Below are 24949 nucleotides of genomic sequence, written 5' to 3'. Positions count from 1 at the left end.
CTTACTCCATCAACCGCTTCCACCCCTCGACGCCCAGCTCCTCCAGCGTCGCGATATTCCGCTCCACGATCACATCCGGATCCGGGAATGCGGCCACCGCGCGATCGATGCTCGCCTCGCGCAGCAGGTGCAGCGTCGGGAACGGCGCGCGATTGGTGAAGTTGCCCATCTCGTCGGGATACGTGCCGGCGAACTGGTACTGCGGATGGAAGCTGGCGACCTGGATCTCGCCTTCCAGTCCGAGCGCCGCGACAGCCGCGTCGGCGCGATCGAGGAAATCGTTGTAGTCCAGGAAGTCCGTAAGCACGTGCGGATGCACCAGCAGCGTGGTGTCCACGGCCTGCGCATCGGTTTGCGAAAGCAGCGACAGCTCCGCGGTCAGTTCGTCCAGCAGCGCCTCGGTCGTCGTCGCTTCGCTCAGCACGAAGCGCACCTGCTGCTTCACATACACCGCTTTGGCGAACGGGCACAGGTTGAGCCCGATCACCGCGCGCTCCAGCCAGCGGCGGGTCTGCGCGATGGGGTCCTCGCCGCTCATGTCAGTCGCGGAAGTTTTCGAACTGCAGCGGCCGTTCGAACTCGACGCCGCGAAGCAGCGCGATCGCGGCCTGCAGGTCGTCCCGCTTCTTGCCCGTCACGCGCAGCTTGTCGCCGTTGATCTGGCTTTCGACCTTGAGCTTGGCGTCCTTGATCGACGCCTGGATTTTCCTGGCCAGTTCGCGCTCGATGCCCTGCTTGACGGTGATCTTCTGCCGCGCGCCGGCGAGGTTGGTTTCCACGTCGCCGAACTCCAGGCAGCGTACGTCGATGCCGCGGGCGATCAGTCGCGCACGCAGGATGTCGTTCATCTGCTTGAGCTGGAAATCGCTCGGCGCCGATTGCGTGATGGTCTGGTCTTCCAGCACGAACTTCGCGTCCACGCCCTTGAAATCGAAGCGGGTGCCGAGCTCGCGGTTGGCCTGGTCGACGGCGTTGGTGAGTTCGTGGCTGTCGACTTCGGAGACGATGTCGAAGGAAGGCATGGGCCGCTCCGGAGGGCGTTTCGGGGGCGCAAAGGGTAGCGCAGCGGGCGCGAAGCTGCAGCGTTGGAACGCTGTGTCGGCGCATGACGGCCGTTGGCGCACGGCGCGGAAACATCGGGCCAACTAGACTTTGCCGATTCGCCTTGAAGGAGCACCGCATGTCCACGCCCGCCTACGCCGCGCTGAGCGCGACCACGCCGCTTGCGCCGTTCACCATCGACCGCCGCGAGCCAGGCCCGCGCGAAGTGCTGATCGACATCCTCTACTGCGGCGTCTGCCACTCCGACATCCACCAGGCGCGCGACGGATGGGGCGGCTCGGTATTCCCGATGGTGCCGGGGCACGAGATCGTCGGCCGCATCGCCAAGCTCGGCAACGAGGTCACCGCGTTCAAGCTCGGCGAGGCGGTCGGCGTCGGCTGTTTCGTCGATTCGTGCCGCCAGTGCCCCTCGTGCGAGGCCGGCGAGCAGCAGTACTGCGACTTCGGCATGACCGGTACCTACAACAGCTTCGAGCGCGACCACGCCGACCGTCGTCGCCAGCATCGCAGCCGCCCGACCTACGGTGGCTATTCCACGCAGATCACCGTGGACGCCGGCTACGTGCTGCGCATTCCCGAGTCGATTCCGCTCGATCGCGCTGCGCCGCTGCTGTGCGCGGGCATCACCACGTACTCGCCGCTCAAGCATTTCGGCGTGAAGCCAGGCGATCGCGTGGCCGTGGTCGGCCTCGGCGGCCTGGGGCACATGGGCGTGAAACTCGCCGCCGCGATGGGCGCGCACGTCACGGTACTGAGCACGTCCGAATCCAAGCGTGCCGATGCGCTCGCGCTGGGCGCGCAGGATTTCGCGGCGACGCGCGACGGCGAGGTGTTCAAGAAGCTCGCAGGCAGCTTCGACTACATCCTCGACACGGTATCGGCCGAGCACGACTACAACGCGTACCTCAACCTGCTCAAGCTCGACGGCACTATGGTGCTGCTCGGCCTGCCGGAAGCGCCCGAGTCCGTGGCCGCTGGCGTGCTGATCCGCAAGCGTCGCCGTCTGGCGGGCTCGATGATCGGCGGCATTGCCGAGACGCAGGAAATGCTGGATTTCTGCGCGGCGCACGGCGTGGCGTCGGATATCGAAGTGATCCGCATGGACCAGATCAACGAGGCGTACGAGCGCATGCTGAAGTCGGACGTGCGATACCGGTTCGTGATCGATATGGCGAGTTTGAAGGGCTGATCTGGTCTGCCGCGGTCTCCTCGCGTCATCCCGGCGAAAGCCGGGACCCGGGCCAGTAGCGTCCGGGCACTCTCTCGACGGCTCCCAACCTCACCATCATCCCGGCGAAAGCCGGGACCCGGGCCCGCAACATCCGGGCACTCCGGCAGCGGTGAGCCACATCACCGTCATTCCAGCGAAAGCTGGAATCCATCGTGATGTTGCCTTTGCCTTTGCCTTTGCCTTTGCTCTTGCTCTTGCTCGTCATTCCCGCGAAGGCGGGAATCCATGGACTTTCCACGCTTTCCCCGTAGTCCGGCAAAGCAAAGAAGAATCACCCGCCAAGCTTCCGATCGCCTGCGGCGCTCGGGTCACTTTTCTTTGCTCGCACAAAGAAAAGTAACCTAAAGAAAGTGCGTACAAGTCCAACCCAGTCCTACGACCGGAAAGCAAAAGGGCGCGTTCGCGATTCGCCATCCATGGCTCAGCGCTCACCGCCGCACATCCTGTGCGGCGCCCTTCGGGGCTAGCGACGAATAGGCCGTTCGAGAGCAACGGCAACAGCAACAGCAACAACTGCAGAGCAAGAGCAACGGCAATAGCAGCGGCAACGCAACGCCACCGGCAGCACTGAGGCCTTCGCCGATGAGCGGCTCCTGGCCTTATAGTGCGGACCCCACCCGCCGGTTCCCGTCATGTCCCCCTCCCGCAACGCGCACCAGGGCCGCGCCATGCTGACCATGCTGGTCGCGGTGGCGATGTTCGCGATGATGGATGCGGGGCTGAAGCAGTTGTCCACGCACTATCCGCCGTTCCAGGTGGCGTCCCTGCGCGGCGCGGCATCGCTGCCGCTGGTGCTGGTGTGGGCGCTGTGGACGGGCGGCGTTGCGCCGCTGCTGCGCGTGCGCTGGTCGCTCCACCTGCTGCGCGGTGTGCTGGGCGTGGCGATGATGGCGACGTTCGTCTACGCCGTGTCCAAGCTTCCGCTGTCGACGACCTACTCGATCTTCTTCGTCGCGCCGCTGCTGATCACCGCGCTGTCGGTGCCGGTACTGCGCGAGAAGGTCGGGCCGCGGCGCTGGGCGGCGATCGTCGTCGGCCTCATCGGCGTGATCGTCCTGCTGCGGCCGACGGGCGAGGGCATGATCAGCCTCGCCGCACTGGCGGTGCTCGTCGCCGCGGTGATGTACGCCGTCAGCGCGATCACCGTGCGCATCCTCGCGCGCACCGACAGCACGCAGTCGATGATGGTGTGGCTGATGGTGATGATCGCGCTCGGCGCGGGCGCGTTGGCGTGGCCGGAATGGGTGGCGATCCGCCGCGAGGACTTCTCGCTCATCGCCTTCATCGGCGTCGCAGGCGCGTTCGGCCAGTACGCCATCACCGAGGCATTCCGCCTGGGCGAAGCCTCCGCCATCGCGCCGCTGGAGTACACCGCACTGGTGTGGGGCGTGCTGTTCGACCTGACATTCTGGGGCGTGCTGCCCGACGCGATCACCTGGGTGGGCGCGGCGATCATCGTCGCCAGCGGCCTGTACCTGATCCGTCGCGAGAAGGTGCACGCGGAAGCCGAGCACCCATAGGCAGCATCACACGCGTCGTGCGCTGCTTCGCTTCGCTGCAGGTTTGACGGCCTTGGTGACAGTCTTCTTCGAGACCTTCTTCGTCACTTTCTTCGCAGCCTTCTTCACCGCCTTCGCCGGCGCTTTCGTCGCCTTCTTCGAGATCGTCTTCCGCCCGCGCGTGATCGGTTCCGGCGGCGGCAGCCGCTCGCCGTAGAACACCTGGCAGGTCTCGCAGAAGAACGCGCGGCGCTGGAAATGGCCGAGCTTGGCGCGATACGACAGCCGCGTGCCGTCGCGCGGGCAGATCTGCTTGGTATGCACCTGGTAGTGCTTGCGCAGGACGAACTGCTTCTTCCAGTGCAGGAAATCGAAGCTGTATTCGCGCGCCTGCGTGATCAGTTCGCCGAGCTTGCGCGCCGACAGCGCGCCGACCTGGCTCTCAGGATGCACGCGGATGCGGTGCAGCACTTCGTTCTTGATGATGTTGCCGACGCCGGCAAAGATCGTCTGGTCGAGCAGCGCGTCGGCTGCGAGCAGCATTGGTCGCGCCTTGAGCTTGCGGCGCGCCTTCTTCGGATCCCACGCATCGGCCATCACGTCGCCGCTCCAGTCGTAGACGACGTCGAGGTCGCCTTCGATGTAGCGCAGCGAGCATGCGTAGAAGTTCAGTTCCTGCCCGTCGTCGAAACGCAGGCTCATGCGCGGTGCGGCTTCGCGACGTTCGTTGATGCGATAGCTGCCGAACAGCATGAAGTGCACGCGCATCGCGAAGGTGGGGAAGCGGATCAGGAAGTGCTTGCCCCAGCTGCACAGCGCGGTGATGCGCTCACCGCGCATGCGCTGGAGGTCGAGCCGGCTGTTGCCGCTGACCTCCTCGACCAGGCGCCCTTCGAATCCGACCGCCTCCTCGCGGAGGATGACGATCGTGGGACCTTCGGGCACGGGCGGATCAGCGCTCGGTGCTGGCCGACAGCGCCGCGTTCAGCTGCGCGTTCCCGCTGACCAGATCGGCCCAGCGCAATTCCTGGCCATTGCGGCGACCCTTCTCGACGAGCTTGAGGCCGTCGGCATCGATGGTCAGGGTGTAGGCGCGTTCCTCGATCTGGATTTCGCGACGCAGGGGCTTGTCGAGCTTGGTGGTCATGCGCAACTCCTTGCAGGGGGAATTCAGGGGTCACCGCGACCCTACGGGGAGGCGGTTAGCGTGGCGTGAATGCGTTCAGCGTGCGGTCGAGCCGCGAGCGCGCTTCGTGTGAAGTCGTCCCGTGACCGAAACGAAACGGGCCCCAGAGGGGCGCGTCTCGCGTGCATGGAACGGTGCGACTTAGAAGCGCGCGCCGAGGCCCACGCCCACCGTGACCGGATTCAACTCGGCCTTGCCGACGTTGGCGCCGTCGACGGTGACGTTCGGCTGGCCGGTGGTGTCGTGCATGTAGCGCACGTCCGCACGGGCGAACCACGTCGGGGTGATGTTGACGTCCACGCCGGCGGTCGCGATCGCGCCCTTGGCGGTTTCAACACCGATGTGCTGGCCGGCCAGCGGGCCGGTCGGTTCGGCCTTCTCGCCGTCGGTGTTGGCTTCGAAGTAGCCCAGGCCCACGAACGGACGCACGATGCTCTGCGTGTTGCCGAAGTGGTACTGGCCGCTCAGCGCGTACGGCTGGGTGTCGACGCTGGCGACCTTGCCGTTCGGCGTACGCACGCGGTTGCCGAACTTGTCGGCCGCGCCCCACGCCTCGATGGCGATGTTGTCGGTGATGTAGTAGTTCGCGCTCAGCGTGGCGGCGCCGTCGCCGTCCACGTTGGTGCGCTCGCCGGCAATCATCGGATTCTTGGTCGGTTCGGCCAGCGTGTAGCCGCCGACGACCGCGAACTTCTTGCCGCTGGTATCGGGACCGGTGATCTCCTGCGCGAAGGCAGGGGCGATGGCGAGGGTGGCCACGACGGCCAGGGTCAACTGACGAAAGTGCTTCATGGAGAAATCTCCTGTTATTGGTTTATCGATCACGCCTTGGGGGAGGCATCGCCTTTGAAGGCGCCGCCACCGTAGCGATCGGTCGATGAACCGTTCTTGCCGTGCAATCGCGATGCGCGGAACTTTCGCGCGGCGCTCACGGCTACGCGCTGCGCGCGCGTCTGCCACGTTCGTGATGAATCGTGCTTGACCATGCGCTCGCGTCGTTGACGAACGCTCCACGCATCGGCTTTCCGACGGGCGTGTATTCGCGGTGGAGGACAACGCGGCACGCAGGAGGCAAGATGGAAACCCACGGAAAGGGCGGGGGGAGTGCTCCATGAATCGACAGTTAGCGTCGTGCGCGTTGTGCCTCGCGTTCGTGACCGCGCCGGCCCTCGCGGCCGAGGTGGACATCGATGCTTCGTGCGACATCGACAGTGACTACGACCTGACCATCGACGAACGCAGCGTCATCCTGACGCGCGAGGCCGGCGTGCCGCACGCGATCGTCATGCGGCAGGGCAGGCTCTTCGTCGACGACCGCTGGGTCGAGTTGAACGCCGCCGACCGCCAGCGCATCGCCGAATTCGAGCAGGGCGCGCGCGCCGCGATGCCGGAGGCCCAGGCCATCGGGCGCGACGCCGCGGACATCGCCTTCACGGTGCTGGGCGAAGTGGCGACCGGATTCGCCAGCGACCCGAAGCTGGTGCAGCAGAAACTCGATCGCGCGCGTTCGCAGATCGACGCGCGGCTCGCACGCTCGGTCACCGCGACGCGCTTCAACGGCCGCGAGCTCGGCGATGGCATCGGCGAAGCGGTGGCCGAGGTGATCCCGAGCATGATCGGGGACATCGTGTCCGGCGCCATCGGCGCGGCCTTCAGCGGCGATGCGTCGCGGCTCAAGCGTCTGGAAGACCTGGACGCCCAGATCGACGCCCGCGCCGAACCGCGTGCCCGGGCGCTGGAAGCACGGGCGCAGGGCCTGTGCCGCCGCATGGTCGAACTGGACCGGATCGACGACGCGCTCGAATTCCGCCTGCCGGGCGGACAGCCGCTGGGGTTGCTCCGGGCGAGCCGGCCGGACGACGACACCCCGGCTGCGAACGCCGCCGAGGAAGCGGCCCGGGCCGGGCAACTTCCTGAAAAGACACGCTGAGTACCGGATACCGGTACGTACGGAAGTCTTGGTTGGCGCATGGGCCGCCAAACCGCACAATAGGGTTTTCGCGTCTGCGGGACCCCCCACAATGGCTGAGCTCAAAGAAGCACGCGTTCCCGACATCGGGGACTACGACGGCGTGCCGGTGATCGAATTGCTGGTCGCGGTAGGCGACACGGTGAAGCTGGACCAGGGACTGGTCACGCTCGAATCGGACAAGGCCACGATGGAGGTTCCGGCACCGTTCGCCGGCGTCATCCGCGAGATCAAGGTCAAGATCGGCGACGAACTGGCCGAAGGCAGCGTGGTCGCGCTGATCGAACCGACCGACGCCGCGCCGGCCGCCGAAGCGCCGAAGCCCGAAGCCCCGAAGGCCGAGCCGGCCAAGGCCGCCGCGCCGGCCCGCGCCGAACCCGCCGCGCCGTCGCAGCAGGTCCGGGCGGCGGAGACCGGTACCAGCGTCGAACCCGTCGTCGTCCCGCAGCAGGCCGACCGCATCGCGCAGGCGTCCATCGATGCCTCGCGTCCGGGCGTGGACCCGGAAGCCATGCCGCCGCGCAGCCCGCCGGTGACGTTCGACTCCAATGAACTGATGCCCGACAAGGTGCCCTACGCCAGCCCGGCGGTGCGCCTGTTCGCGCGCGAGCTCGGGGTGGACCTGGCGCAGGTCGGCGGCAGCGAGCGCGGCGGCCGCATCAGCCGCGAAGACGTGCAGAAGTTCGTGAAGTCGGTGATGGAAGGCGGCGCCGCGCCGTCGGCCGGCGCCGCACCCGTCAGCGGTGGTGGCGGCCTCAACCTGCTGCCGTGGCCGAAGGTCGACTTCGCCAAGTTCGGCGAGATCGAAAGCAAGCCGCTGTCTCGCATCCAGAAGCTGTCCGGCGCGAACCTCGCGCGCAACTGGGCGATGATCCCGCACGTCACGCAGCACGACGATGCCGACATCACCGATCTGGAAGAGCTGCGCGTCGCGCTCAACAAGGAAAACGAGAAGAGCGGCGTCAAGCTCACGATGCTCGCCTTCCTGATGAAGGCATCCGTCGCCGCGATGCAGAAGTACCCGACCTTCAACGCCTCGCTGGATGGTTCGGGTGAGAACCTGGTGCTGAAGAGGTACTTCCACATCGGCTTCGCCGCCGACACGCCGAACGGCCTGGTCGTTCCGGTCGTGCGCGACGTCGACAAGAAGGGCGTGCTGCAGATCGCGCAGGAAACCTCGGAGCTGGCGAAGAAGGCGCGCGACGGCAAGCTCGGCCCGGCCGACATGACCGGCGGCTGTTTCTCGATCAGCTCGCTCGGCGGCATCGGCGGCACGAAGTTCACCCCGATCGTCAACGCGCCGGAAGTCGCGATCCTCGGCGTGTCGAAGTCGGCGATCCGTCCGGTGTGGGACGGCAAGCAGTTCGCGCCGCGCCTGATCCTGCCGCTGTCGCTGAGCTACGACCACCGCGTCATCGACGGCGCCGCCGCCGCGCGCTTCACCGCGTACCTGGCGCAGCTGCTGGCCGACATGCGGCGCGTGCTGCTGTGACGCAGCGCGCGCTGGGGGTGGCGCTTGCGGCGTTAGCAGCGCTGGCGACGACGTCCGTCGCGCACGCCGCGGATGCGTGCGCGGTCGACCTCGGCCGCGGCTGGCCGCCGGCGACGGAGAACTACGGCACGGCCGTGGAGCAGCTGTTCTTCGGCGGTGCCAAGCCCGTGCTCAGCCTGACCCGCCTGCCTGCGCGCAGCGTCGAAAGCGGCGTGCAGCTGTTTGCCGGCGAAGGCGAGGGCGACTGGCGCCTGCGCTTCACCGAGGCGGACGAGCGCGTCGAAGTGTGGAGCGGCGGCAAGCGCGAGCTTCGCGTGGGCCAGCAGCCCGACGTCGTCGAAGTGCCGATGCCCGCCGCGCTCGCGCGTCGCGTCGTGACCGACTGGCAGCGCGCGCTCAGCACGCAGGTGCCGGCCGACCGCGCGGCGCAGTTCCACGAAGGCGAGGTGCTGCTGTTCGTCGTCGGCGAATCCGCCACCGGCGCGCCGCTGCGCGTCAGCGGGCTGCAACCCGCGTGCGGTCCGACCGCCGAACTCATGGAACAGCTCGGCCTGCTGATCGAGGCCACCGACGATAGCGACGAGAAGCGCTTCAAGCGCTGGCGCAAGCTCGAGGAGTCGCTGGACGAGCTGGAATCGCAACTGGAACAGACGCTCGCCGGCGCCACCGGCTGAGTCGCAGGAGACCCCCACAATGGCGACGATTGAAGTCAAGGTGCCGGACATCGGCGATTACGACGGCGTGCCGGTGATCGAGCTGCTCGTCGCCGTCGGCGACACGGTGAAGAAGGACCAGGGCCTGGTCACGCTGGAATCGGACAAGGCCACGATGGAAGTGCCCTCGTCCGACGAAGGCGTGGTGAAGGAAATCAAGGTCAAGGTCGGCGACAAGGTCGCCGAAGGCGCCGTGATCGTCGTGCTCGAAGGCGCCGGCGAAGCCGCCGCACCGAAGGCCGAAGCGCCCAAGGCCGCAGCGCCTGCCGCGCAAGCTGCTCCCGAACAGGCCAAGCCGCCGGTGGCACCGTCGCCGGCCGCACCGCCGAGCGAGGCGCCCAAGCCCGCGCTGGGCACGGGCCGCAAGGCCGACATCGAATGCCGCATCGTCGTCTTGGGTTCCGGCCCAGGCGGCTACACGGCGGCGTTCCGCGCGGCCGACCTCGGCCTGGATACGGTCCTCGTCGAGCGCTACGCCAGCCTCGGCGGCGTGTGCCTCAACGTCGGCTGCATTCCGTCCAAGGCGCTGCTGCACGCGGCGGCGCTGATCGATGAAGCCGCGCATTCGTCCGACATCGGCATCAGCTTCGGCAAGCCGAAGATCGACCTCGACAAGCTGCGCGACTTCAAGCAGAACAAGGTCGTCGGGCAGTTCACCAAGGGCCTTGGCGGCATGGCCAAGCAGCGCAAGGTGCGTACGGTGCAGGGCGTCGGCAAGTTCGTCTCGCCCAACGAGCTGGAGATCACCGGCGATGACGGCAAGACGCAGCTGCTGCGTTTCGAGCAGTGCATCATCGCGGCCGGTTCGCAGGCCGTGAAGCTGCCGAACTTCCCGTGGGACGACCCGCGCATCATGGATTCCACCGACGCGCTGGAATTGGCCGAGGTGCCGAAGAAACTGCTCGTCGTCGGCGGCGGCATCATCGGCCTGGAGATGGCGACGGTGTATCGCGCGCTGGGCAGCGAAGTGACCGTCGTGGAATTCATGGACCAGCTGATGCCGGGCGCCGACAAGGACCTGGTCAAGCCGCTGGCCGACCGCCTGAAGAAGCAGGGCGTCATCGTCCATCTCAAGACCAAGGCCGCGAAAGTCGAAGCCTCGAAGTCCGGCATCACCGTCTCGTTCGAGGCGGCCGAGGCCGGCGCGACGCCTGCGCTGGAGAACGGCACGTGGGATCGCGTGCTGGTCGCCGTCGGCCGCGCGCCGAACGGCAACAAGATCGACGCCGACAAGGCCGGCGTGCAGGTGACCGATCGCGGTTTCATCCCGGTGGATCGCCAGATGCGCACGAACGTGCCGCACATCTTCGCCATCGGCGACCTCGTCGGCCAGCCGATGCTGGCGCACAAGGCCACGCATGAAGGCAAGCTCGCCGCGGAAGTCGCGGCCGGCGAGAAGCGCGAGTGGGTCGCGCGCGTCGTGCCGTCGGTGGCGTATACGGATCCGGAAATCGCCTGGGTCGGCGTCACCGAAACCGAGGCGAAGGCCAAGGGCCTGCATGTCGGCGTGGGCAAGTTCCCGTGGGCGGCTTCCGCGCGCGCGGTGGGCATCGGCCGCGGCGAAGGTTTCACCAAGCTGATCTTCGACGAGAAGACGCATCGCATCATCGGCGGCGGCATCACCGGCGTACACGCGGGCGATCTGATCAGCGAAGTCGCCCTCGCCATCGAAATGGGCGCCGAAGCCGGCGACATCGGCGCGACGATCCACCCGCACCCGACGCTCAGCGAAACGGTGGCGATGGCGGCCGAAGTCTACGAAGGCACCATCACCGACCTGTACATCCCGAAGAAGAAGTAAGTCGGGACAGCAGCTGCAACGAAACAGGCGCGGAAGTCCGCGCCTGTTTCGTTTGCGTCGCAGGAAGCCGGATCAGAACGAGAACGACACGCCCGCGACCGGACCCTTGAAGCGGTGGTCGAGGCCGAGCGAGCCATCGCGACCGCCGCGGCGTGCATCGAGCTTGAACCAGTCGTAGCCCACGAACGCGCCGAACACCGGCGTGAAGCGGTATTCGACCGCGGCGTTGGCGCGCGAGATGCTGCCGTCGTAATCGCCGAAATCGCCCCAGTCGGCGTCCAGGTACTGGCCCTGCAGGTTGATCAGCCACTTCTCGCTCGGCGTGAACGTGAAGCGCGCACCGACCACCGGCGCATAGCCGTCTTCCTGGTCGCTGTCCTCGTAACGGTACGGCCCGGCTTCGGCGAGCAGCTTGCCGTCGAGCTTCGCCCACTCGGCACCGATCTGCAGGCCCATCTCGAAGGTGTCGGTATCCACGACCGCGTAGTCGTACATCAGGCTGGCCAGCGTGAACTCCACTTCGGCACGCGCGAAGCTGCCGGCGGGGATCGTGTACACGTCGTAGGACAGGTCGCGATCGAGCGTGGTGGTGTTTTCCTTGTCGTACTGGAAGTAGTCGAACACCAGGCGCTGGCGGTCACTGAAGCGGAACGTGCCGTCGATGCGCGGCGACACTTCGTTGCTGCCGAAATCGAAGTCCTGGCTGTAGCGGTAGTCCTGCCCCATGAAGGTCGTGTTGGCAGTCAGTTCGCTGGAAGCATCGGCATCCATCGCGCCGATGCGGAGGGTGAATCGATCGTTCTGTTGCGCCTGCGCGGCGCCGGCGAAAAATACGGAAGACAGGGCCAACGCAAGGCCCAAACGCTTCAACTCCATCATCAGTCCACTCCATCGAGGCGATTGCGAGTGCGTAATGGAGCCTCAATGGACATGCAGCAGAAGTGAAAGCGCGCGCATCGCATGCGTTGATGTCGCGACGGTGCGTTCGAGCGCAAGCACGCTCACATGCGACTCACGCGAGCTGCATCGTCGTTGCGCGAAGTGGGGAATGATGTCGATGCGCAGTGCGCATCACTTCAGTGCGATGCGGGACTGGACGTCAGCGAAAAACAAGCGCGCACACAGCGCGGGGCGACACAAAAGGAGAAGCCCCGGCGCGAGCCGGGGCTTCGGAGGGCCCACCTAGACTGCCGTTGACGAGGAGAGAGCGTCGGCGGGCGATCGCTGGTTGGGACCGGGCAAGTCCGGAAAGGTTCCGCGCTTCGCGGCCGTCATCGAAAAACCGGACCGACGTCACACTGCGACGGCGTCCGATTCCTGGTGCGGGGCAGCGTGCTGCCGGCGCGCCTCGATGCGCTTCCAGATCTTCTCGTGGAAGTGGAAGGCGACCGTATTGCAGGCGGGCTCGACCAAGGCGAGGGCGCCGCCGACCCAGACGCTGCCCGTCATCAGATAGCCGACCATGAAGGCGACGCTGAAGTGGACGGCGGCGAAGCTGAAAGTCTTGGCCATGGGGAGAGTCCTTCCAATGAGAGTGGTTCTCATTATGTGGACGCCTGCCGGGAGGTCCAATCGAATGATCCAGCCGCACCGATAGTCGCGGTCTATTGTTCGAGAAAAAGCCGCGGACGTCCGGAATCGTGCCGATTGGCCCGAATCCGGGCGAAATCCGGGCGCCGTGACTGGCGCCGGTTGCCCGGACTTAAGGGGACCTTTATACTTTTGCGGCTCTACCGGGCGCTTTGCGCCTGCCCCAGACCGACGAGTCCCGCGTGCACGATCCCTTGTCCGCAGGCCGCCGGCTGGCGTCGCGCGCGACTGCCTGGCAGGCCGCCGCGGCAGCGCTGGCCGCGCTGGCGTTCATCCCCCTCGGGGCGCCAATGGCGCTGGCGGCGGCGGTGGGCGGCGGTGCAGTCGTAGCAGGCGGACTGGTGGCGGCCCTGATGGCCCTGGGCGGCGGCATCCAGCCGGCCGGCATGGCGATGGGGCGGCTTCTGGCCGGGGTGATGTTGAAGTGGGTGGTGGTGTTTGGAGTTTTAACCCTCGGCCTGGCCGGGTTCAAGCTGCCGCCATTGCCGATGCTGGTGGGAGTGCTCGCGGCGACGCTGGCATTCGTATTGGCCAATCTTTTGAAACGATAAGGTGTCTTTCGTGAGCGAACAGACCGGTTCGGGCGGCCTGAACGAATACATCCAGCATCACCTGCAGCAGAACACGATCGAAGTGTTCGGCGGTGCGTTCCATATCGACACCTGGGCGGTGTCGCTGGTGCTGGGTCTGATCTTCATCGGCTGGTTCGCGTTCTTCGCGCGCAAGGCCACCGCCGGCGTGCCGTCCAAGGGACAGGCATTCGTCGAGCTGATCCTGGAGTTCATCGACGGCCAGGTGAAGGACAGCTTCCACGGCGACCGCCGTTCGATTACGCCGCTGGCGTTGACGATCTTCATGTGGGTCGTGCTGATGAACGGCATGGACCTGCTGCCGCTCGACCTGCCGGGCTGGCTGGTGAAGACGACCGCCGGCGCGGAAGTCGCGCACCACACCTATTTCCGCTGGGTCCCGACCGCCGACCTCAACACCACGCTCGGCCTGTCCGTCGTCGTGTTCTTCCTGATCCTCTACCACTCGGTAAAGGCCAAGGGCGGCTTCGGCTTCGGCAAGGAACTGCTGACCGCGCCGTTCCACGCGCACGGCACCGGCGCGAAGATCGCGCTGGCACCGGCGAACCTCGGCCTCAACGTCATCGAATACCTCGTCAAGCCGGTCAGCCTGGCGATGCGACTGTTCGGCAACATGTACGGCGGCGAGCTGGTCTTCATGCTCATCGCCGGCCTGCTGGGCGGCGGCCTGCTGATGTTCGTGCCGGGCGTGCTGTTCAACACGGCGTGGGCCCTGTTCCACATCCTGATCGTGCTGCTTCAGGCCTTCATTTTCATGATCCTCACCGTCGTCTACATCGCCGGCGCGTACGAGAGTCACTGATTTCGCTTTACCGCTTCACCTTCCAAGCTTCACCTTCCTTAGTCGTCCAAACCAAAACGTTTCAGTAGGAGAAAACCATGGAATTCATCGCCAGTGTGCAGGGCCTGACCGCGATCGCGATCGGCATGATGGTCGGCCTCGGCGCGATCGGCGCGTGCCTCGGCATCGCGCTGATGGGCTCGAAGTTCCTTGAGTCGGCTGCCCGCCAGCCGGAACTGGTTCCGATGCTGCAGGGCCGCATGTTCCTGCTGGCCGGCCTGATCGACGCGGCGTTCATCATCGCGCTGGCCGTCGGCCTGCTGTTCGCCTTCGGCAACCCGCTGCTGGGCGCGCTGCAGACCGCCGCTGGCGCCTGATCCCGGGCCGCAAGCCGATCTATTGAGCCGTCCGTGACCCGGGCGGCTCTCCCGGGCGTAACCGCCCGAAAGACAAGCGTTCCATCGGAGCTGTCATGAATATCAACATGACCTTCTTCGGCCAGATGATCACGTTCGCGATCCTCATCTGGTTCACGATGAAGTTCATTTGGCCGCCGCTGAACAAGGCGATCGAAGAACGTCAACAAAAGATTGCCGAGGGCCTGGCTGCTGCCGAGCAGAGCCAGAAGAACCTCGCGCAGGCACAGCAGAGCGTCGACGCCGAGCTGCGCAGCGCGCGTACGAAGGCCAACGAGATCATCGAGCAGGCGCACCAGCGCGCCAATCAGATCATCGACCAGGCCAAGAACGACGCGATCGCCGAAGCCAACCGACAGAAGTCGGCGGCCGAAGCCGAGATTGCGGCGGCATCGAACCGCGCCCGCGAGGAACTGCGCAAGCAGGTCTCCACGCTGGCCGTGACCGGCGCCGAAAAGCTGCTCAAGCGCGAAATCGACGCCAACGCCCACAAGGCGCTGCTCGACGAGCTGGCAGCCCAGCTTTGATCTGTGCACACGGCATCACCCAGGCTCGCTCGAGCGGAATGATCTGAAATGACCCAGGCCTTGACCCTCGCCCGTCCGTACGCACGTGCCGCCTTCGCGCTTTCGCGCGAGGGCGGTCGCACCGCTGCGTGGTCGCAGGCGCTCGCCTTCGCTTCGCGCGTGGCTGCCGATCCGCAGGCGCAGGCGCTGCTCGGCCACCCGCTGCTGAACCCTGCCGACGCGGTCGGCCTGCTTGCGCCGGACGGCGCCGATGAAGCCTTCACCCGCTTCCTCGGCCTGCTCGCCGACAACCGCCGCCTCGTTCTGCTGCCGGAAATCACCGGCCAGTTCGAGGAGCTGCGCGCCGAAGCCGAGCGCGTGGTCAAGGCGAAGGTCACCGCTGCGAGCGAGCTGCCGTCCGCCGAACTCGACGCCATCAAGGCCGCGCTGAAGAAGCGCTTCGGCCGCGAGGTCGAGATCGAGACGGCGGTCGATGCCTCGCTGATCGGCGGCGCCGTGATCGACGCGGGCGACGTGGTCATCGACGGCTCGCTGAAGGGCAAGCTCGAGCGCCTGCAGTCGACGCTGTCGCAATAACGAATTCATCTGCAATTCCGGTCTATGCCGGATCAAGGGACTCAACCCATGGCAACCACCACGCTCAACCCGTCCGAAATCAGTGAACTGATCAAGACCCGCATCGAGAAGGTCAAGCTGACCGCCGAAGCGCGCAACGAAGGCACCGTCACCTCGGTGTCGGACGGCATCGTGCGCATCTACGGCCTGGCCGACGTGATGCAGGGCGAAATGATCGAGCTGCCGAACAGCACCTACGCGCTGGCGCTGAACCTGGAGCGCGACTCGGTCGGCGCCGTGGTCCTGGGTGACTACGAGCACCTGCGCGAAGGCGACGTCGCCAAGACGACCGGCCGCATCCTCGAAGTGCCGGTGGGTCGCGAACTGCTCGGCCGCGTCGTGAACGCGCTGGGCGAGCCGATCGACGGCAAGGGCCCGATCGGCGCCTCGCAGACCGCTCCGGTGGAGCGCGTCGCCCCGGGCGTGATCTGGCGCAAGTCGGTCGACCAGCCGGTGCAGACCGGTTACAAGACCGTCGACGCGATGATCCCGATCGGCCGCGGCCAGCGCGAGCTGGTCATCGGCGACCGCCAGACCGGCAAGACCGCCCTGGCCATCGACGCGGTGATCAACCAAAAGGGCACGGGCATCAAGTGCGTGTACGTGGCGATCGGCCAGAAGGCCTCGACCGTCGCGAACATCGTGCGTCGCCTGGAAGAGAACGGCGCGCTGGCGCACACGATCGTCGTCGCCGCCACGGCGTCCGAATCGGCCGCCATGCAGTACATCTCGGCCTACTCGGGCTGCACGATGGGCGAGTTCTTCATGGACCGCGGCGAAGACGCGCTGATCGTGTACGACGACCTGTCCAAGCAGGCCGTCGCCTACCGCCAGATCTCGCTGCTGCTCAAGCGCCCGCCGGGTCGTGAAGCCTACCCGGGCGACGTGTTCTACCTGCACAGCCGCCTGCTCGAGCGCGCCGCGCGCGTGTCCGAGGAGTACGTCGAGAAGTTCACCAACGGCGAAGTGAAGGGCAAGACCGGTTCGCTGACCGCGCTGCCGATCATCGAAACGCAGGCCGGCGACGTGTCCGCGTTCGTGCCGACCAACGTGATCTCGATCACCGACGGCCAGATCTTCCTCGAAACCGACCTGTTCAACGCCGGCATCCGCCCCGCCGTGAACGCCGGTATCTCGGTGTCGCGCGTCGGTGGTGCGGCCCAGACCAAGATCATCAAGAAGCTGTCGGGCGGCATCCGCATCGCGCTCGCCCAGTACCGTGAGCTGGCTGCGTTCGCGCAGTTCGCCTCCGACCTGGACGAAGCCACCCGCAAGCAGCTCGAGCGCGGCCAGCGCGTCACCGAGCTGATGAAGCAGAAGCAGTACGCGCCGATGTCGATCGCGCTGCAGGCCCTGTCGATCTACGCCGTCAACGAGGGCTACCTCGACGACGTGCCGGTCAACAAGATCCTGGCGTTCGAAGAGGGCCTGCACGCCCACTTCGTCAACACGCAGGGCGAGCTGGTCAAGACGATCAACAGCACCGGCAACTGGAACGACGAGATCGAGGCGACCTTCAAGAAGGGCATCGCCGAGTTCAAGCAGACCGGTACCTGGTAAGCGACGAAAGTCGGTCATCCGCGCGGGCTCCGGCCCGCGCCGTTGAATCCAAGCAGACGAGAGCAGCATGGCAGGCGGACGCGAAATCAAATCCAAGATCAAGAGCGTGCAGAACACCCGCAAGGTGACGCGCGCGCTCGAGATGGTCTCGGCTTCCAAGATCCGCAAGGCGCAGGAACGCATGAAGGTCTCGCGTCCGTATGCGCGCGTGATGAAGCAGGTGATCGGCCACCTGGCGCAGGCCAACTCCGATTACCAGCATCCGTACCTGGTCGAGCGCCAGGACGTGAAGCGCGTCGGCTACATCATCGTGTCGTCGGACCGCGGCCTCGCCGGTGGCCTGAACAACAACCTGTTCCGCAAGCTGCTCGGCGAGTTCCGCAGGTGGCACGAGCAGGGCGTCGAGATCGACGTGGTCACCATCGGCCAGAAGGCCTCGGTGTTCTTCCGTCGCATCAAGGTCAACATGGTCGGTTCGGTCACCCACCTGGGCGACCAGCCGAAGCTGGAAGACCTGGTCGGCGTGGTCAAGGTGATGCTGGACGGCTATAGCAGCGGCAACCTCGACCGCGTGTTCGTCTGCTACAACGACTTCGTCAACACGATGACCCAGCGCGCGGCGTTCGACCAGCTGCTGCCGCTGCCGCCGTCGGAGACGCAGGTCGCCAGGCACGACTGGGACTACATCTACGAGCCCGATGCAGAGAGCGTGCTGAACCACGTGCTCAACCGCTACGTCGAGTCGCTGGTGTACCAGGCGGTGCTGGAGAACGTCGCGTCCGAGCATGCCGCGCGCATGGTCGCGATGAAGGCCGCCTCCGACAACGCCACCAAGCTGATCGGCACGCTGAACCTGGTCTACAACAAGGCCCGCCAGGCTGCGATCACGCAGGAAATCTCGGAAATCGTCGGCGGCGCCGCGGCGGTCTAAACCAACACGAGGCGGGCGCGCCATCCGCGACCGCCACACAGATTCAAGTTAGAGGAAATCACCATGAGTCAGGGCAAGATCGTTCAGATCATCGGCGCCGTCGTCGACGTCGAGTTCCCGCGCGAGTCCGTGCCGAAGGTGTACGACGCGCTGAAGGTCGACAACACCGCCATCACGCTCGAAGTCCAGCAGCAGCTCGGTGACGGCGTCGTCCGCACCATCGCCCTGGGCTCCACCGACGGCCTGAAGCGCAACCTGGTCGCCACCAACACCGGCCGCGCGATCGCGGTGCCGGTCGGCGCCGGCACGCTCGGCCGCATCATGGACGTGCTGGGCAACGCCATTGACGAAGCCGGCCCGGTGCAGGCTGCCGATCATTGGGAAATCCACCGCGCGGCCCCGACGTACGAAGACCAGTCCTCGGCCAACGAGCTGCTGGAAACCGGCATCAAGGTCATCGACCTGATGTGCCCGTTCGCGAAGGGCGGCAAGGTCGGTCTGTTCGGCGGCGCCGGCGTCGGCAAGACCGTCAACATGATGGAACTGATCAACAACATCGCCAAGGCGCACTCGGGTCTGTCCGTGTTCGCCGGCGTGGGCGAGCGTACCCGCGAGGGCAACGACTTCTACCACGAGATGAAGGACTCCAACGTCCTCGACAAGGTGGCGATGGTGTACGGCCAGATGAACGAGCCGCCGGGCAACCGCCTGCGCGTCGCGCTGACCGGCCTGACGATGGCCGAGTACTTCCGCGACGAGAAGGACGCCTCGGGCAAGGGCCGTGACGTGCTGCTGTTCGTCGACAACATCTACCGCTACACGCTGGCCGGTACCGAAGTGTCGGCACTGCTGGGCCGCATGCCGTCGGCGGTGGGTTACCAGCCGACGCTGGCCGAGGAAATGGGCGTCCTGCAGGAGCGCATCACCTCGACCAAGACCGGTTCGATCACCTCGATCCAGGCCGTGTACGTGCCCGCGGACGACCTGACCGACCCGTCGCCGGCGACCACCTTCGCCCACCTCGACGCCACCGTCGTGCTGTCGCGAAACATCGCCTCGCTGGGTATCTACCCGGCCGTGGACCCGCTCGACTCCACCTCGCGCCAGCTCGATCCGAACGTGATCGGCCTGGAGCACTACGAAGTCGCGCGCAAGGTCCAGTCGACGCTCCAGAAGTACAAGGAGCTGAAGGACATCATCGCGATCCTGGGCATGGACGAGCTGTCGGAAGAAGACAAGCAGGCCGTGTCGCGCGCCCGCAAGATCGAGCGCTTCTTCTCGCAGCCGTTCCACGTCGCCGAAGTCTTCACCGGTTCGCCGGGCAAGTACGTGTCGCTGAAGGACACCATCCGCGGCTTCAAGGGCATCGTGGAAGGCGAGTACGACCACCTGCCGGAGCAGGCGTTCTACATGGTCGGCGGCATCGAGGAAGCGGTCGAGAAGGCCAAGAAGATCACCGGTTGATCGGTTGATCTTGTTCCCTCTCCCATCGCAGCACTGACCGGTGCGCGAAGGTGAGAGGGTCAGGGTGGAAGCTCCGCTTCCGCCCTCACCCCAACCCTCTCCCGCAGGCGGGAGAGGGGGACGCAGAAGAAAGGCACGTTCTCCATGGCATCCACGATTCGTTGTGACATCGTCAGCGCCGAGCAGGAAATCTTCCACGGCGACGCCGAGCTGGTGGTCGCCACCGGTGAAATCGGAGAGCTCGGCATCGCGCCGAAGCACGCGCCGCTGATCACCCGCCTGAAGCCGGGCAAGGTCGTGGTGACCCTTCCGGGTGGCGAGCAGCTGGACTTCGCGATCTCCGGCGGCATCCTCGAGGTGCAGCCGACGGTCGTCACCGTGCTGGCCGACACCGCGGTGCGCGCGCAGGACATCGACGAAGCCGCCGTCCGCGCCGCGAAGGAAGAAGCCGAGCGGATCCTGTCGAAGAAGGATCCGAAGATGAGCATGGAAGAAGCCCAGAGCCAGCTGGCCATGAGCATCGCCCAGCTCAGCGCGCTGGAGCGCCTGCGCAAGAACATGAAGCACTGACGGCAACGCTGCGGGATAGCTGCGCGCAGCCCCGCTCGATGCACAGGAAGGCGACGGAGACCCCGTCGCCTTTCTGTTTGGTCCGACGGCGTGACGCGTACGCGCCTACCGCCGATACACCCAGTGCCGCGACAGCACGAAGCCGATCGCCGCGACCGTCATGTCGATCGCCGGCTTCGCCAACCACGCCCAACGCAGGCCGACGGCGTCGTCGATGTGCCCCACCGCCCAGGTGCTGATCGCCGTCGTCGTAAGCCACATGATCACGAAACGCGCGAACTGCCGACGACCAACTGCCGTGTCGGCGCTGGCGAAAGTGAACCGGCCGTTTCCCCAGAACCCAATCGCGGCGCCGCTGATCCGCCCGAAAATGTTCGCCGGCTCCACCAGAATCCCGGCCGCGCTGAGCGCAACGAACACCGCCCAGTCCACGAGCAGCTGCACGCCGCCGACCACGACGTAGCGGCCGCCTTGCCGGGCGAGGGTCGAACGATCGGGGCGGTTACGCATGACGCGATTCTAAGCGAGGCCCGCGCGCGCCCCTGCACGCGACCCACACGCACGGCGCGTTGCGTTTCGCATTGATAAGATCCCCGCGGTCGCGTCCACGAGTCCCTCATCGCATGAACCCGCTCCACGTCGTCATCCTCGCCGCCGGCGAGGGCAAGCGCATGAAGTCCGCCACGGCCAAGGTGCTGCAGAAGATCGCCGGCAAGCCGATGCTGGGTCACGTGATCGACACCGCGCGCCAGCTCGGCGCCGCAGGGATCCACATCGTTTACGGCCACGGCGGCGAGCAGGTCCGTGCCGCGTTTGCCGACCAGACCGATCTCCACTGGACCGAGCAGGAGCAGCGCCTGGGCACCGGCCATGCCGTGCAGCACGCGATGCCGTCGGTGCCGGTCGATGCACGCGTGCTGGTGCTGTACGGCGACGTGCCGCTCATCACTGCCGAGACGCTGCAGCGTCTGCTCGCCGCAGAAGGCCGCATCGCGGTACTGGTCGCCGATCTCGACGATCCCACCGGCTACGGCCGCATCGTGCGCGATCCGCAAGGCCGCGTGGGCCGCATCGTCGAACACAAGGACGCCGACGACGAGCAGCGCGAGATCCGCACCGTCAACACCGGCATCCTCGTCGCCGACGGCGAGGCATTGCGCCGCTGGTTGCAGCACCTGGGCAACGACAACGCGCAGGGCGAGTACTACCTCACCGATGTCTTCGCCTCTGCCGCCGCCGAGTTCAACGCGGCCGAGATGGTGCACGTCGTCGATCCGATCGAGGTCGAAGGCGCGAACGACGCATGGCAGCTCGCGCAGCTGGAGCGCGCGTTCCAGCGTCGCGCCGCGCGTGCGCTGTGTTTGCAGGGTGCACGACTCGCCGATCCGTCGCGATTCGACCAGCGTGGTGAAGTGCGCGTGGGCCACGACGTGGAGATCGACGTCGACGTCGTGCTCGAAGGAAAGGTCGTGCTCGGCGACGGAGTGCGCATCGGTCCGTTCTGCCGCCTGAAGGACGTCACGCTCGGCCCGGGCACCGAAGTGCGCGCGCACTGCGATCTCGATGGCGTGATCGTCGAAGGCGCCGCGCAGATCGGCCCCTACTCGCGCCTGCGTCCCGGCACCGTGCTCGCCGATGGCGTGCATGTCGGCAACTTCGTCGAGACCAAGAACGCGCGCATCGGCGTCACCAGCAAGGCCAACCACCTCACCTATCTGGGCGACACGGTCATCGGCGCGGGCGTGAACGTCGGCGCAGGCACGATCACCTGCAACTACGACGGCGTGAACAAGTCGACGACGACGATCGAGGACGGGGCGTTCATCGGATCGAACTCCTCGCTGGTCGCGCCGGTGACGATCGGCCGCGAGGCGACGATCGCCGCCGGCTCGGTCGTGACGCGCGATGCGCCCGAAGGCAAGCTCACGGTCGCGCGCGCGCGGCAGGCGACGATCGAAGGCTGGCAGCGGCCGAAGAAGAAGCCGAAGGCCTGACTTCGCATCGACGCGGGTGAGGGCACTTCACCCGACTCGCTCGCCACACATAGCGTCATCCCGGCGAAAGCCGGGACCCAGGCCCGCGCCTTCGGATGCTTGCGGTGCCTTCGCCTCTGCCACGAACGCCGACGGCGGATGCCTTGATAGCCTGGATCCCGGCTTTCGCCGGGATGACGACCCATGTGGTCGCAGGCGCAGGACTATCGCGAAAGGAGGAGCGCAGTGCGACGGCGACCAAACGCCTCGCGCGGCGACGCCTCACTCCACCGGCAACGTCAGACTCACCGTCAGCCCGCCGCCATCGCGATTGGCCAGGCCGATGCGGCCGCCGTGCGCTTCGCAGATCTCGCGCGCCAGCGCCAGGCCCAGGCCGCTGCCGGTGCGCTTGGTGGAATAGAACGGCACCAGCGCGTTCGCGAGCACCGCGTCCGACATGCCTGGGCCGCGATCGCTTACCTCCACGCGCACCACGCGGCCGATCTGTCGCACGCTCAGCGTCACGTCGCCTTCGTTCGAGCCCGACTCGTGCGCGTTCTTCAGCACGTTGATCAGCGCCTGTTCCACCTGCGCCGCGTCGAAGCGCGCGGGTTCGCTCGGAATCGGACCGCGGTGGAAGCCGTAATGCTGCTGCAGTCGCGACAGGAACGGCGCCCAGTCCACCGATTCGAGTTCGGGCACCGGCAGCTTGGCGACACTGGAATAGCCACGCAGGAAACCATGCAGATGCCGTGCGCGTTCCTCGATGGTTTCGAAAATGCGGCCAAGCTTCTCGTAATCCTCGCGTCGCAGCAGCTCCGCGCCGGAATGCGCCAGCGACGTGATCGGCGCCAGCGAATTGTTGAGCTCGTGGCTGATCACGCGGATCACCTTCTTCCACGTCGCTACTTCCTGCCGGTTCAACTCCGCCGTGAGGCGCTTGAACATGTAGAGCGTGTGCACGCGGCCGTTGAGGTGGAAGTCGCGGCGCGCGAGGTGGTAGGTCTCTTCCTGCCCGGCGTGTTCGAAGCTGAAAAGCCGGTCGCGGCCTTCGCCCAGCGCTTCGCGCAGCGGCGCCGGCGTGTGCTCCATCAGCTGCGGGAACTTGAGGCCTTCGACCTTGCGGCCGTCGTGGAAGAGCTGGCGCGCGGCGAGGTTGCCGTACACGATCGCGCCGCGGCTTTCGATCAGCAGCAGCGCGGTCGGCGTGTTCTGCACCACGGTGTCCAGCAGCAGTTCGCGCTGGAACAGCGACTGGCGCTCGTCGCGCAGCACACGTCCCAGTTCGTTGTGCGCTTCCACCAGATCGTCGAGCTCGTCGTGCGAGCGGCGCGTGACGCTGAAGCTGAAATCGCCGTCGCGGAAGCTGGCGACCGAACCGGAGAGCGCGCGGAACAGGCTCAGTTGCCGCGCGAGATAACGCTGCGCGATCAACGGCGCGACCAGCGCACACAGAACCAGCGTGAGGCTCGCGCCGAGCAGCGCATTGCCCAGCCAGTCGATCAGCAGCGCGCACAACCCGACGGCACCGAGCATTGCCGCGAACAACAGCAGCGCGAGCTTTCCGGCCATCGAGAAGTGGCGCTTCGGCGCGTCCATCGCATCACCGCGCGATGCCGAGCTTGTCCAGCCGGCGATACAGCGCCTGACGGCTCAGGCCGAGGTCCGCCGCCGCCTGGCTCATCACGCCGCCGGCGCGTTGCAGCGCGGCTTCGATGTCGTCGCGACCGGGTTCGCCATCGTGCGTGCGCGGCGCGGGCGGCGACGCTGCGAGGCCGAGCTCCTCCGCGTCGATGACATCGGCCGAACCCAGCAGCAGCGCACGCTGGATCGCGTTCTTCATCTCGCGCACGTTGCCCGGCCACGCATGCCGCAGCAGCGCGCCGCGCGCGGCGTCGCTGAGGCGACGGCGGCCTTCGAGGAAGTGCTCGGCCAGCGGCAGGATGTCGCCGCGACGCTCGGCCAGCGGCGGCACGCGCAGTTCGATCACGTTGAGGCGGTAATACAGGTCTTCGCGAAAGGTGCCGGCGCGGATCATCGCGGGAATGTCGGCGTTGGTGGCGGCGATCACGCGCACTTTCACCTGCCGCTCGCGGTTGGACCCCAGGCGCTGGAAGCGGCCGGTTTCGAGCACGCGTAGCAGCTTCATCTGCCCGGCCGGCGGCAGGTTGCCGATCTCGTCCAGCAGCAGCGTGCCGCCATCGGCCGCTTCGAACTTGCCTTCGCGCGACTTGTTGGCGCCGGTGTAGGCACCGGCTTCGGCGCCGAACAGTTCGGCTTCGATCAGCTCCGACGGCAACGCGCCGCAGTTGAGTGTCACGTACGGGCCTTCGCGCACCGACGAATTGGCCTGGATGATCTCGGCGATGCGCTCCTTGCCGGCGCCGTTCGGGCCGGCGATGAGCACCGGCACGTCGGCCCGCGCGACGTGGCACGCCAGGCTCACGACGCGTTCGCTTGCGGGATCGGCGAACACGACGCCGCGCAGATCGTACTGGCGCTCCAGTTCCTGCCGGCGACGGCGTTCGCCATCACGATGCTGCGCGAGCGCGCGGTTCGCCTCACCCAGCTCCAGCAGGTTGGTGACCGTGGTCATCAGCTTGTGGTCGTCCCACGGCTTGCCGAGGTAATCGGCGGCGCCGGCCTTCACCAGCGCGACCGCCGACTCCAGCCGCGTCCACGCGGTGAGCAGGATGATCGGCAGGTCGGGGAAGCGGTCGCGGATCGTGCGGAACAACGCGATGCCTTCCTCGCCGGACGTGGTGTCGGCGGTGAAGTTCATGTCCTGGATCACCAGGTCGATGGTTTCGCGTTCGAGCAGTTGCAGGCCTTCGTCCGGCGACTCCGCGCTGAGCACGCGCAGGTCGGCCAGCGAGAACAGCACGTCCAGCGCGACGTGCACCGCGTGGTTGTCGTCGATGACGAGGATGGTCCGCATGAGCCTTAGGGTAGCAGTGGGCCGACATGACGCGGCGGCCG

26 protein-coding genes and 1 pseudogene are annotated in these 24949 nt (G+C 66.5%); 17 read left to right on the top strand and 10 right to left on the bottom strand.

The annotated features are described in order from the left end of the window. Nucleotide 1 precedes the first annotated feature (1 nt). Together DX912_RS07820 and DX912_RS07815 are read right to left on the bottom strand one after the other, a co-directional pair. On the bottom strand, nucleotides 2-538 hold the full coding sequence (locus DX912_RS07820) for a DUF1415 domain-containing protein (protein WP_115841935.1): 537 nt from the start codon (nucleotides 536-538) through the stop codon (nucleotides 2-4). Between the two features lies 1 nt (nucleotide 539). Next, entirely contained in the window at nucleotides 540-1022 is a 483-nt protein-coding gene (locus DX912_RS07815; protein WP_115841934.1) for a YajQ family cyclic di-GMP-binding protein, read from the bottom strand. A 158-nt stretch (nucleotides 1023-1180) separates the two neighbouring features. Between DX912_RS07815 and DX912_RS07810 the strand changes: the two genes are divergently transcribed. From DX912_RS07810 to DX912_RS07805, 3 genes are all read left to right on the top strand, one after another. Further along, nucleotides 1181-2251, top strand: coding sequence for an NAD(P)-dependent alcohol dehydrogenase (locus DX912_RS07810; RefSeq protein WP_115841933.1), 1071 nt, complete (start codon nucleotides 1181-1183; stop codon nucleotides 2249-2251). 151 nt (nucleotides 2252-2402) lie between these two features. Then, nucleotides 2403-2633 carry a hypothetical protein gene (locus tag DX912_RS18155; protein WP_147298591.1) on the top strand — a complete coding sequence of 77 codons (231 nt, stop codon included), beginning with the start codon at nucleotides 2403-2405 and terminating at the stop codon, nucleotides 2631-2633. A gap of 292 nt (nucleotides 2634-2925) precedes the next feature. Then, nucleotides 2926-3813 carry a DMT family transporter gene (locus DX912_RS07805; RefSeq protein WP_115841932.1) on the top strand — a complete coding sequence of 296 codons (888 nt, stop codon included), beginning with the start codon at nucleotides 2926-2928 and terminating at the stop codon, nucleotides 3811-3813. 192 nt (nucleotides 3814-4005) lie between these two features. On the opposite strand, the pseudogene DX912_RS07800 reads toward DX912_RS07805, so the two are convergent. The 3 genes and pseudogenes from DX912_RS07800 to DX912_RS07790 form a co-directional block, all read right to left on the bottom strand. Further along, nucleotides 4006-4737, bottom strand: a pseudogene (locus tag DX912_RS07800) (DNA-formamidopyrimidine glycosylase family protein); the annotation flags it as partial. A 7-nt stretch (nucleotides 4738-4744) separates the two neighbouring features. Continuing rightward, nucleotides 4745-4939, bottom strand: a complete 195-nt coding sequence (locus DX912_RS07795; RefSeq protein WP_115841930.1) for a hypothetical protein — start codon at nucleotides 4937-4939, stop codon at nucleotides 4745-4747. A 180-nt stretch (nucleotides 4940-5119) separates the two neighbouring features. Then, entirely contained in the window at nucleotides 5120-5770 is a 651-nt protein-coding gene (locus tag DX912_RS07790; protein ID WP_115841929.1) for an OmpW/AlkL family protein, read from the bottom strand. 253 nt (nucleotides 5771-6023) lie between these two features. Between DX912_RS07790 and DX912_RS07785 the strand changes: the two genes are divergently transcribed. The 4 genes from DX912_RS07785 to lpdA all read left to right on the top strand — a co-directional run bounded on the left by DX912_RS07785 (nucleotide 6024) and on the right by lpdA (nucleotide 10953). Beyond that, a complete protein-coding gene (locus DX912_RS07785; RefSeq protein WP_147298590.1) occupies nucleotides 6024-6908 on the top strand; it encodes a DUF2884 family protein in 885 nt (294 codons plus the stop codon). 91 nt (nucleotides 6909-6999) lie between these two features. Next, a complete protein-coding gene (locus tag DX912_RS07780; RefSeq protein ID WP_115841927.1) occupies nucleotides 7000-8439 on the top strand; it encodes a dihydrolipoyllysine-residue acetyltransferase in 1440 nt (479 codons plus the stop codon). Further along, on the top strand, nucleotides 8436-9113 hold the full coding sequence (locus DX912_RS07775; RefSeq protein ID WP_233433522.1) for a hypothetical protein: 678 nt from the start codon (nucleotides 8436-8438) through the stop codon (nucleotides 9111-9113). Before DX912_RS07780 ends, DX912_RS07775 begins: the two co-directional genes overlap by 4 nt. Before the next feature lie 19 nt (nucleotides 9114-9132). Next, nucleotides 9133-10953 carry a dihydrolipoyl dehydrogenase gene (gene lpdA / locus DX912_RS07770; RefSeq protein WP_115841926.1) on the top strand — a complete coding sequence of 607 codons (1821 nt, stop codon included), beginning with the start codon at nucleotides 9133-9135 and terminating at the stop codon, nucleotides 10951-10953. A gap of 72 nt (nucleotides 10954-11025) precedes the next feature. Here the strand turns inward: lpdA and DX912_RS07765 are convergent, their stop codons facing one another. Further along, on the bottom strand, nucleotides 11026-11829 hold the full coding sequence (locus DX912_RS07765; RefSeq protein ID WP_115842077.1) for a hypothetical protein: 804 nt from the start codon (nucleotides 11827-11829) through the stop codon (nucleotides 11026-11028). A gap of 417 nt (nucleotides 11830-12246) precedes the next feature. Further along, complete coding sequence (locus tag DX912_RS07760) at nucleotides 12247-12465, bottom strand: DUF2061 domain-containing protein (protein ID WP_115841925.1); 219 nt, start codon at nucleotides 12463-12465, stop codon at nucleotides 12247-12249. Nucleotides 12466-12725: 260 nt separating this feature from the next. Here DX912_RS07760 and DX912_RS07755 point away from each other — a divergent pair, with 260 nt between their 5' ends. From DX912_RS07755 to DX912_RS07715, 9 genes are all read left to right on the top strand, one after another. Continuing rightward, nucleotides 12726-13094 (top strand): hypothetical protein, encoded by a 369-nt coding sequence (locus DX912_RS07755; protein ID WP_232338469.1) that lies wholly within the window; start codon nucleotides 12726-12728, stop codon nucleotides 13092-13094. Nucleotides 13095-13104: 10 nt separating this feature from the next. Continuing rightward, complete coding sequence (atpB, locus tag DX912_RS07750; protein ID WP_115842075.1) at nucleotides 13105-13935, top strand: F0F1 ATP synthase subunit A; 831 nt, start codon at nucleotides 13105-13107, stop codon at nucleotides 13933-13935. 77 nt (nucleotides 13936-14012) lie between these two features. Beyond that, a complete protein-coding gene (gene atpE / locus DX912_RS07745) occupies nucleotides 14013-14291 on the top strand; it encodes a F0F1 ATP synthase subunit C (protein ID WP_115841924.1) in 279 nt (92 codons plus the stop codon). A gap of 95 nt (nucleotides 14292-14386) precedes the next feature. After that, nucleotides 14387-14857: a F0F1 ATP synthase subunit B gene (locus DX912_RS07740; protein ID WP_115841923.1), complete on the top strand. Its 471-nt coding sequence runs from the start codon at nucleotides 14387-14389 to the stop codon at nucleotides 14855-14857. 48 nt (nucleotides 14858-14905) lie between these two features. Continuing rightward, entirely contained in the window at nucleotides 14906-15433 is a 528-nt protein-coding gene (locus DX912_RS07735) for a F0F1 ATP synthase subunit delta (RefSeq protein WP_115841922.1), read from the top strand. Nucleotides 15434-15481: 48 nt separating this feature from the next. Next, nucleotides 15482-17032 (top strand): F0F1 ATP synthase subunit alpha, encoded by a 1551-nt coding sequence (gene atpA / locus DX912_RS07730; protein ID WP_115841921.1) that lies wholly within the window; start codon nucleotides 15482-15484, stop codon nucleotides 17030-17032. Between the two features lie 67 nt (nucleotides 17033-17099). Continuing rightward, nucleotides 17100-17963 (top strand): F0F1 ATP synthase subunit gamma, encoded by an 864-nt coding sequence (atpG, locus tag DX912_RS07725; RefSeq protein ID WP_115841920.1) that lies wholly within the window; start codon nucleotides 17100-17102, stop codon nucleotides 17961-17963. Nucleotides 17964-18026: 63 nt separating this feature from the next. Next, nucleotides 18027-19427, top strand: coding sequence for a F0F1 ATP synthase subunit beta (gene atpD, locus DX912_RS07720; protein WP_115841919.1), 1401 nt, complete (start codon nucleotides 18027-18029; stop codon nucleotides 19425-19427). Between the two features lie 144 nt (nucleotides 19428-19571). After that, nucleotides 19572-19997: a F0F1 ATP synthase subunit epsilon gene (locus DX912_RS07715; RefSeq protein ID WP_115841918.1), complete on the top strand. Its 426-nt coding sequence runs from the start codon at nucleotides 19572-19574 to the stop codon at nucleotides 19995-19997. 105 nt (nucleotides 19998-20102) lie between these two features. On the opposite strand, the gene DX912_RS07710 is transcribed toward DX912_RS07715, so the two are convergent. Continuing rightward, nucleotides 20103-20507 (bottom strand): GtrA family protein, encoded by a 405-nt coding sequence (locus DX912_RS07710; RefSeq protein WP_115841917.1) that lies wholly within the window; start codon nucleotides 20505-20507, stop codon nucleotides 20103-20105. 113 nt (nucleotides 20508-20620) lie between these two features. On the opposite strand from DX912_RS07710, the gene glmU reads away from it, so the two are divergent. Then, the gene (gene glmU, locus DX912_RS07705) at nucleotides 20621-21991 is read left to right on the top strand and encodes a bifunctional UDP-N-acetylglucosamine diphosphorylase/glucosamine-1-phosphate N-acetyltransferase GlmU (protein WP_115841916.1); all 1371 of its coding nucleotides are present in this window, start codon (nucleotides 20621-20623) and stop codon (nucleotides 21989-21991) included. 261 nt (nucleotides 21992-22252) lie between these two features. On the opposite strand, the gene DX912_RS07700 is transcribed toward glmU, so the two are convergent. Then, on the bottom strand, nucleotides 22253-23569 hold the full coding sequence (locus tag DX912_RS07700; protein ID WP_115841915.1) for a sensor histidine kinase: 1317 nt from the start codon (nucleotides 23567-23569) through the stop codon (nucleotides 22253-22255). A gap of 4 nt (nucleotides 23570-23573) precedes the next feature. Beyond that, complete coding sequence (locus tag DX912_RS07695; protein WP_115841914.1) at nucleotides 23574-24908, bottom strand: sigma-54-dependent transcriptional regulator; 1335 nt, start codon at nucleotides 24906-24908, stop codon at nucleotides 23574-23576. Between the last annotated feature and the right edge of the window lie 41 nt (nucleotides 24909-24949).

Source organism: Lysobacter soli (assembly GCF_003382285.1).
In the GTDB taxonomy this organism is placed as follows: domain Bacteria; phylum Pseudomonadota; class Gammaproteobacteria; order Xanthomonadales; family Xanthomonadaceae; genus Lysobacter_J; species Lysobacter_J soli.
Note: the sequence above shows the minus strand (reverse complement) of the source record. Positions and strands in the feature narration are given on the sequence as shown.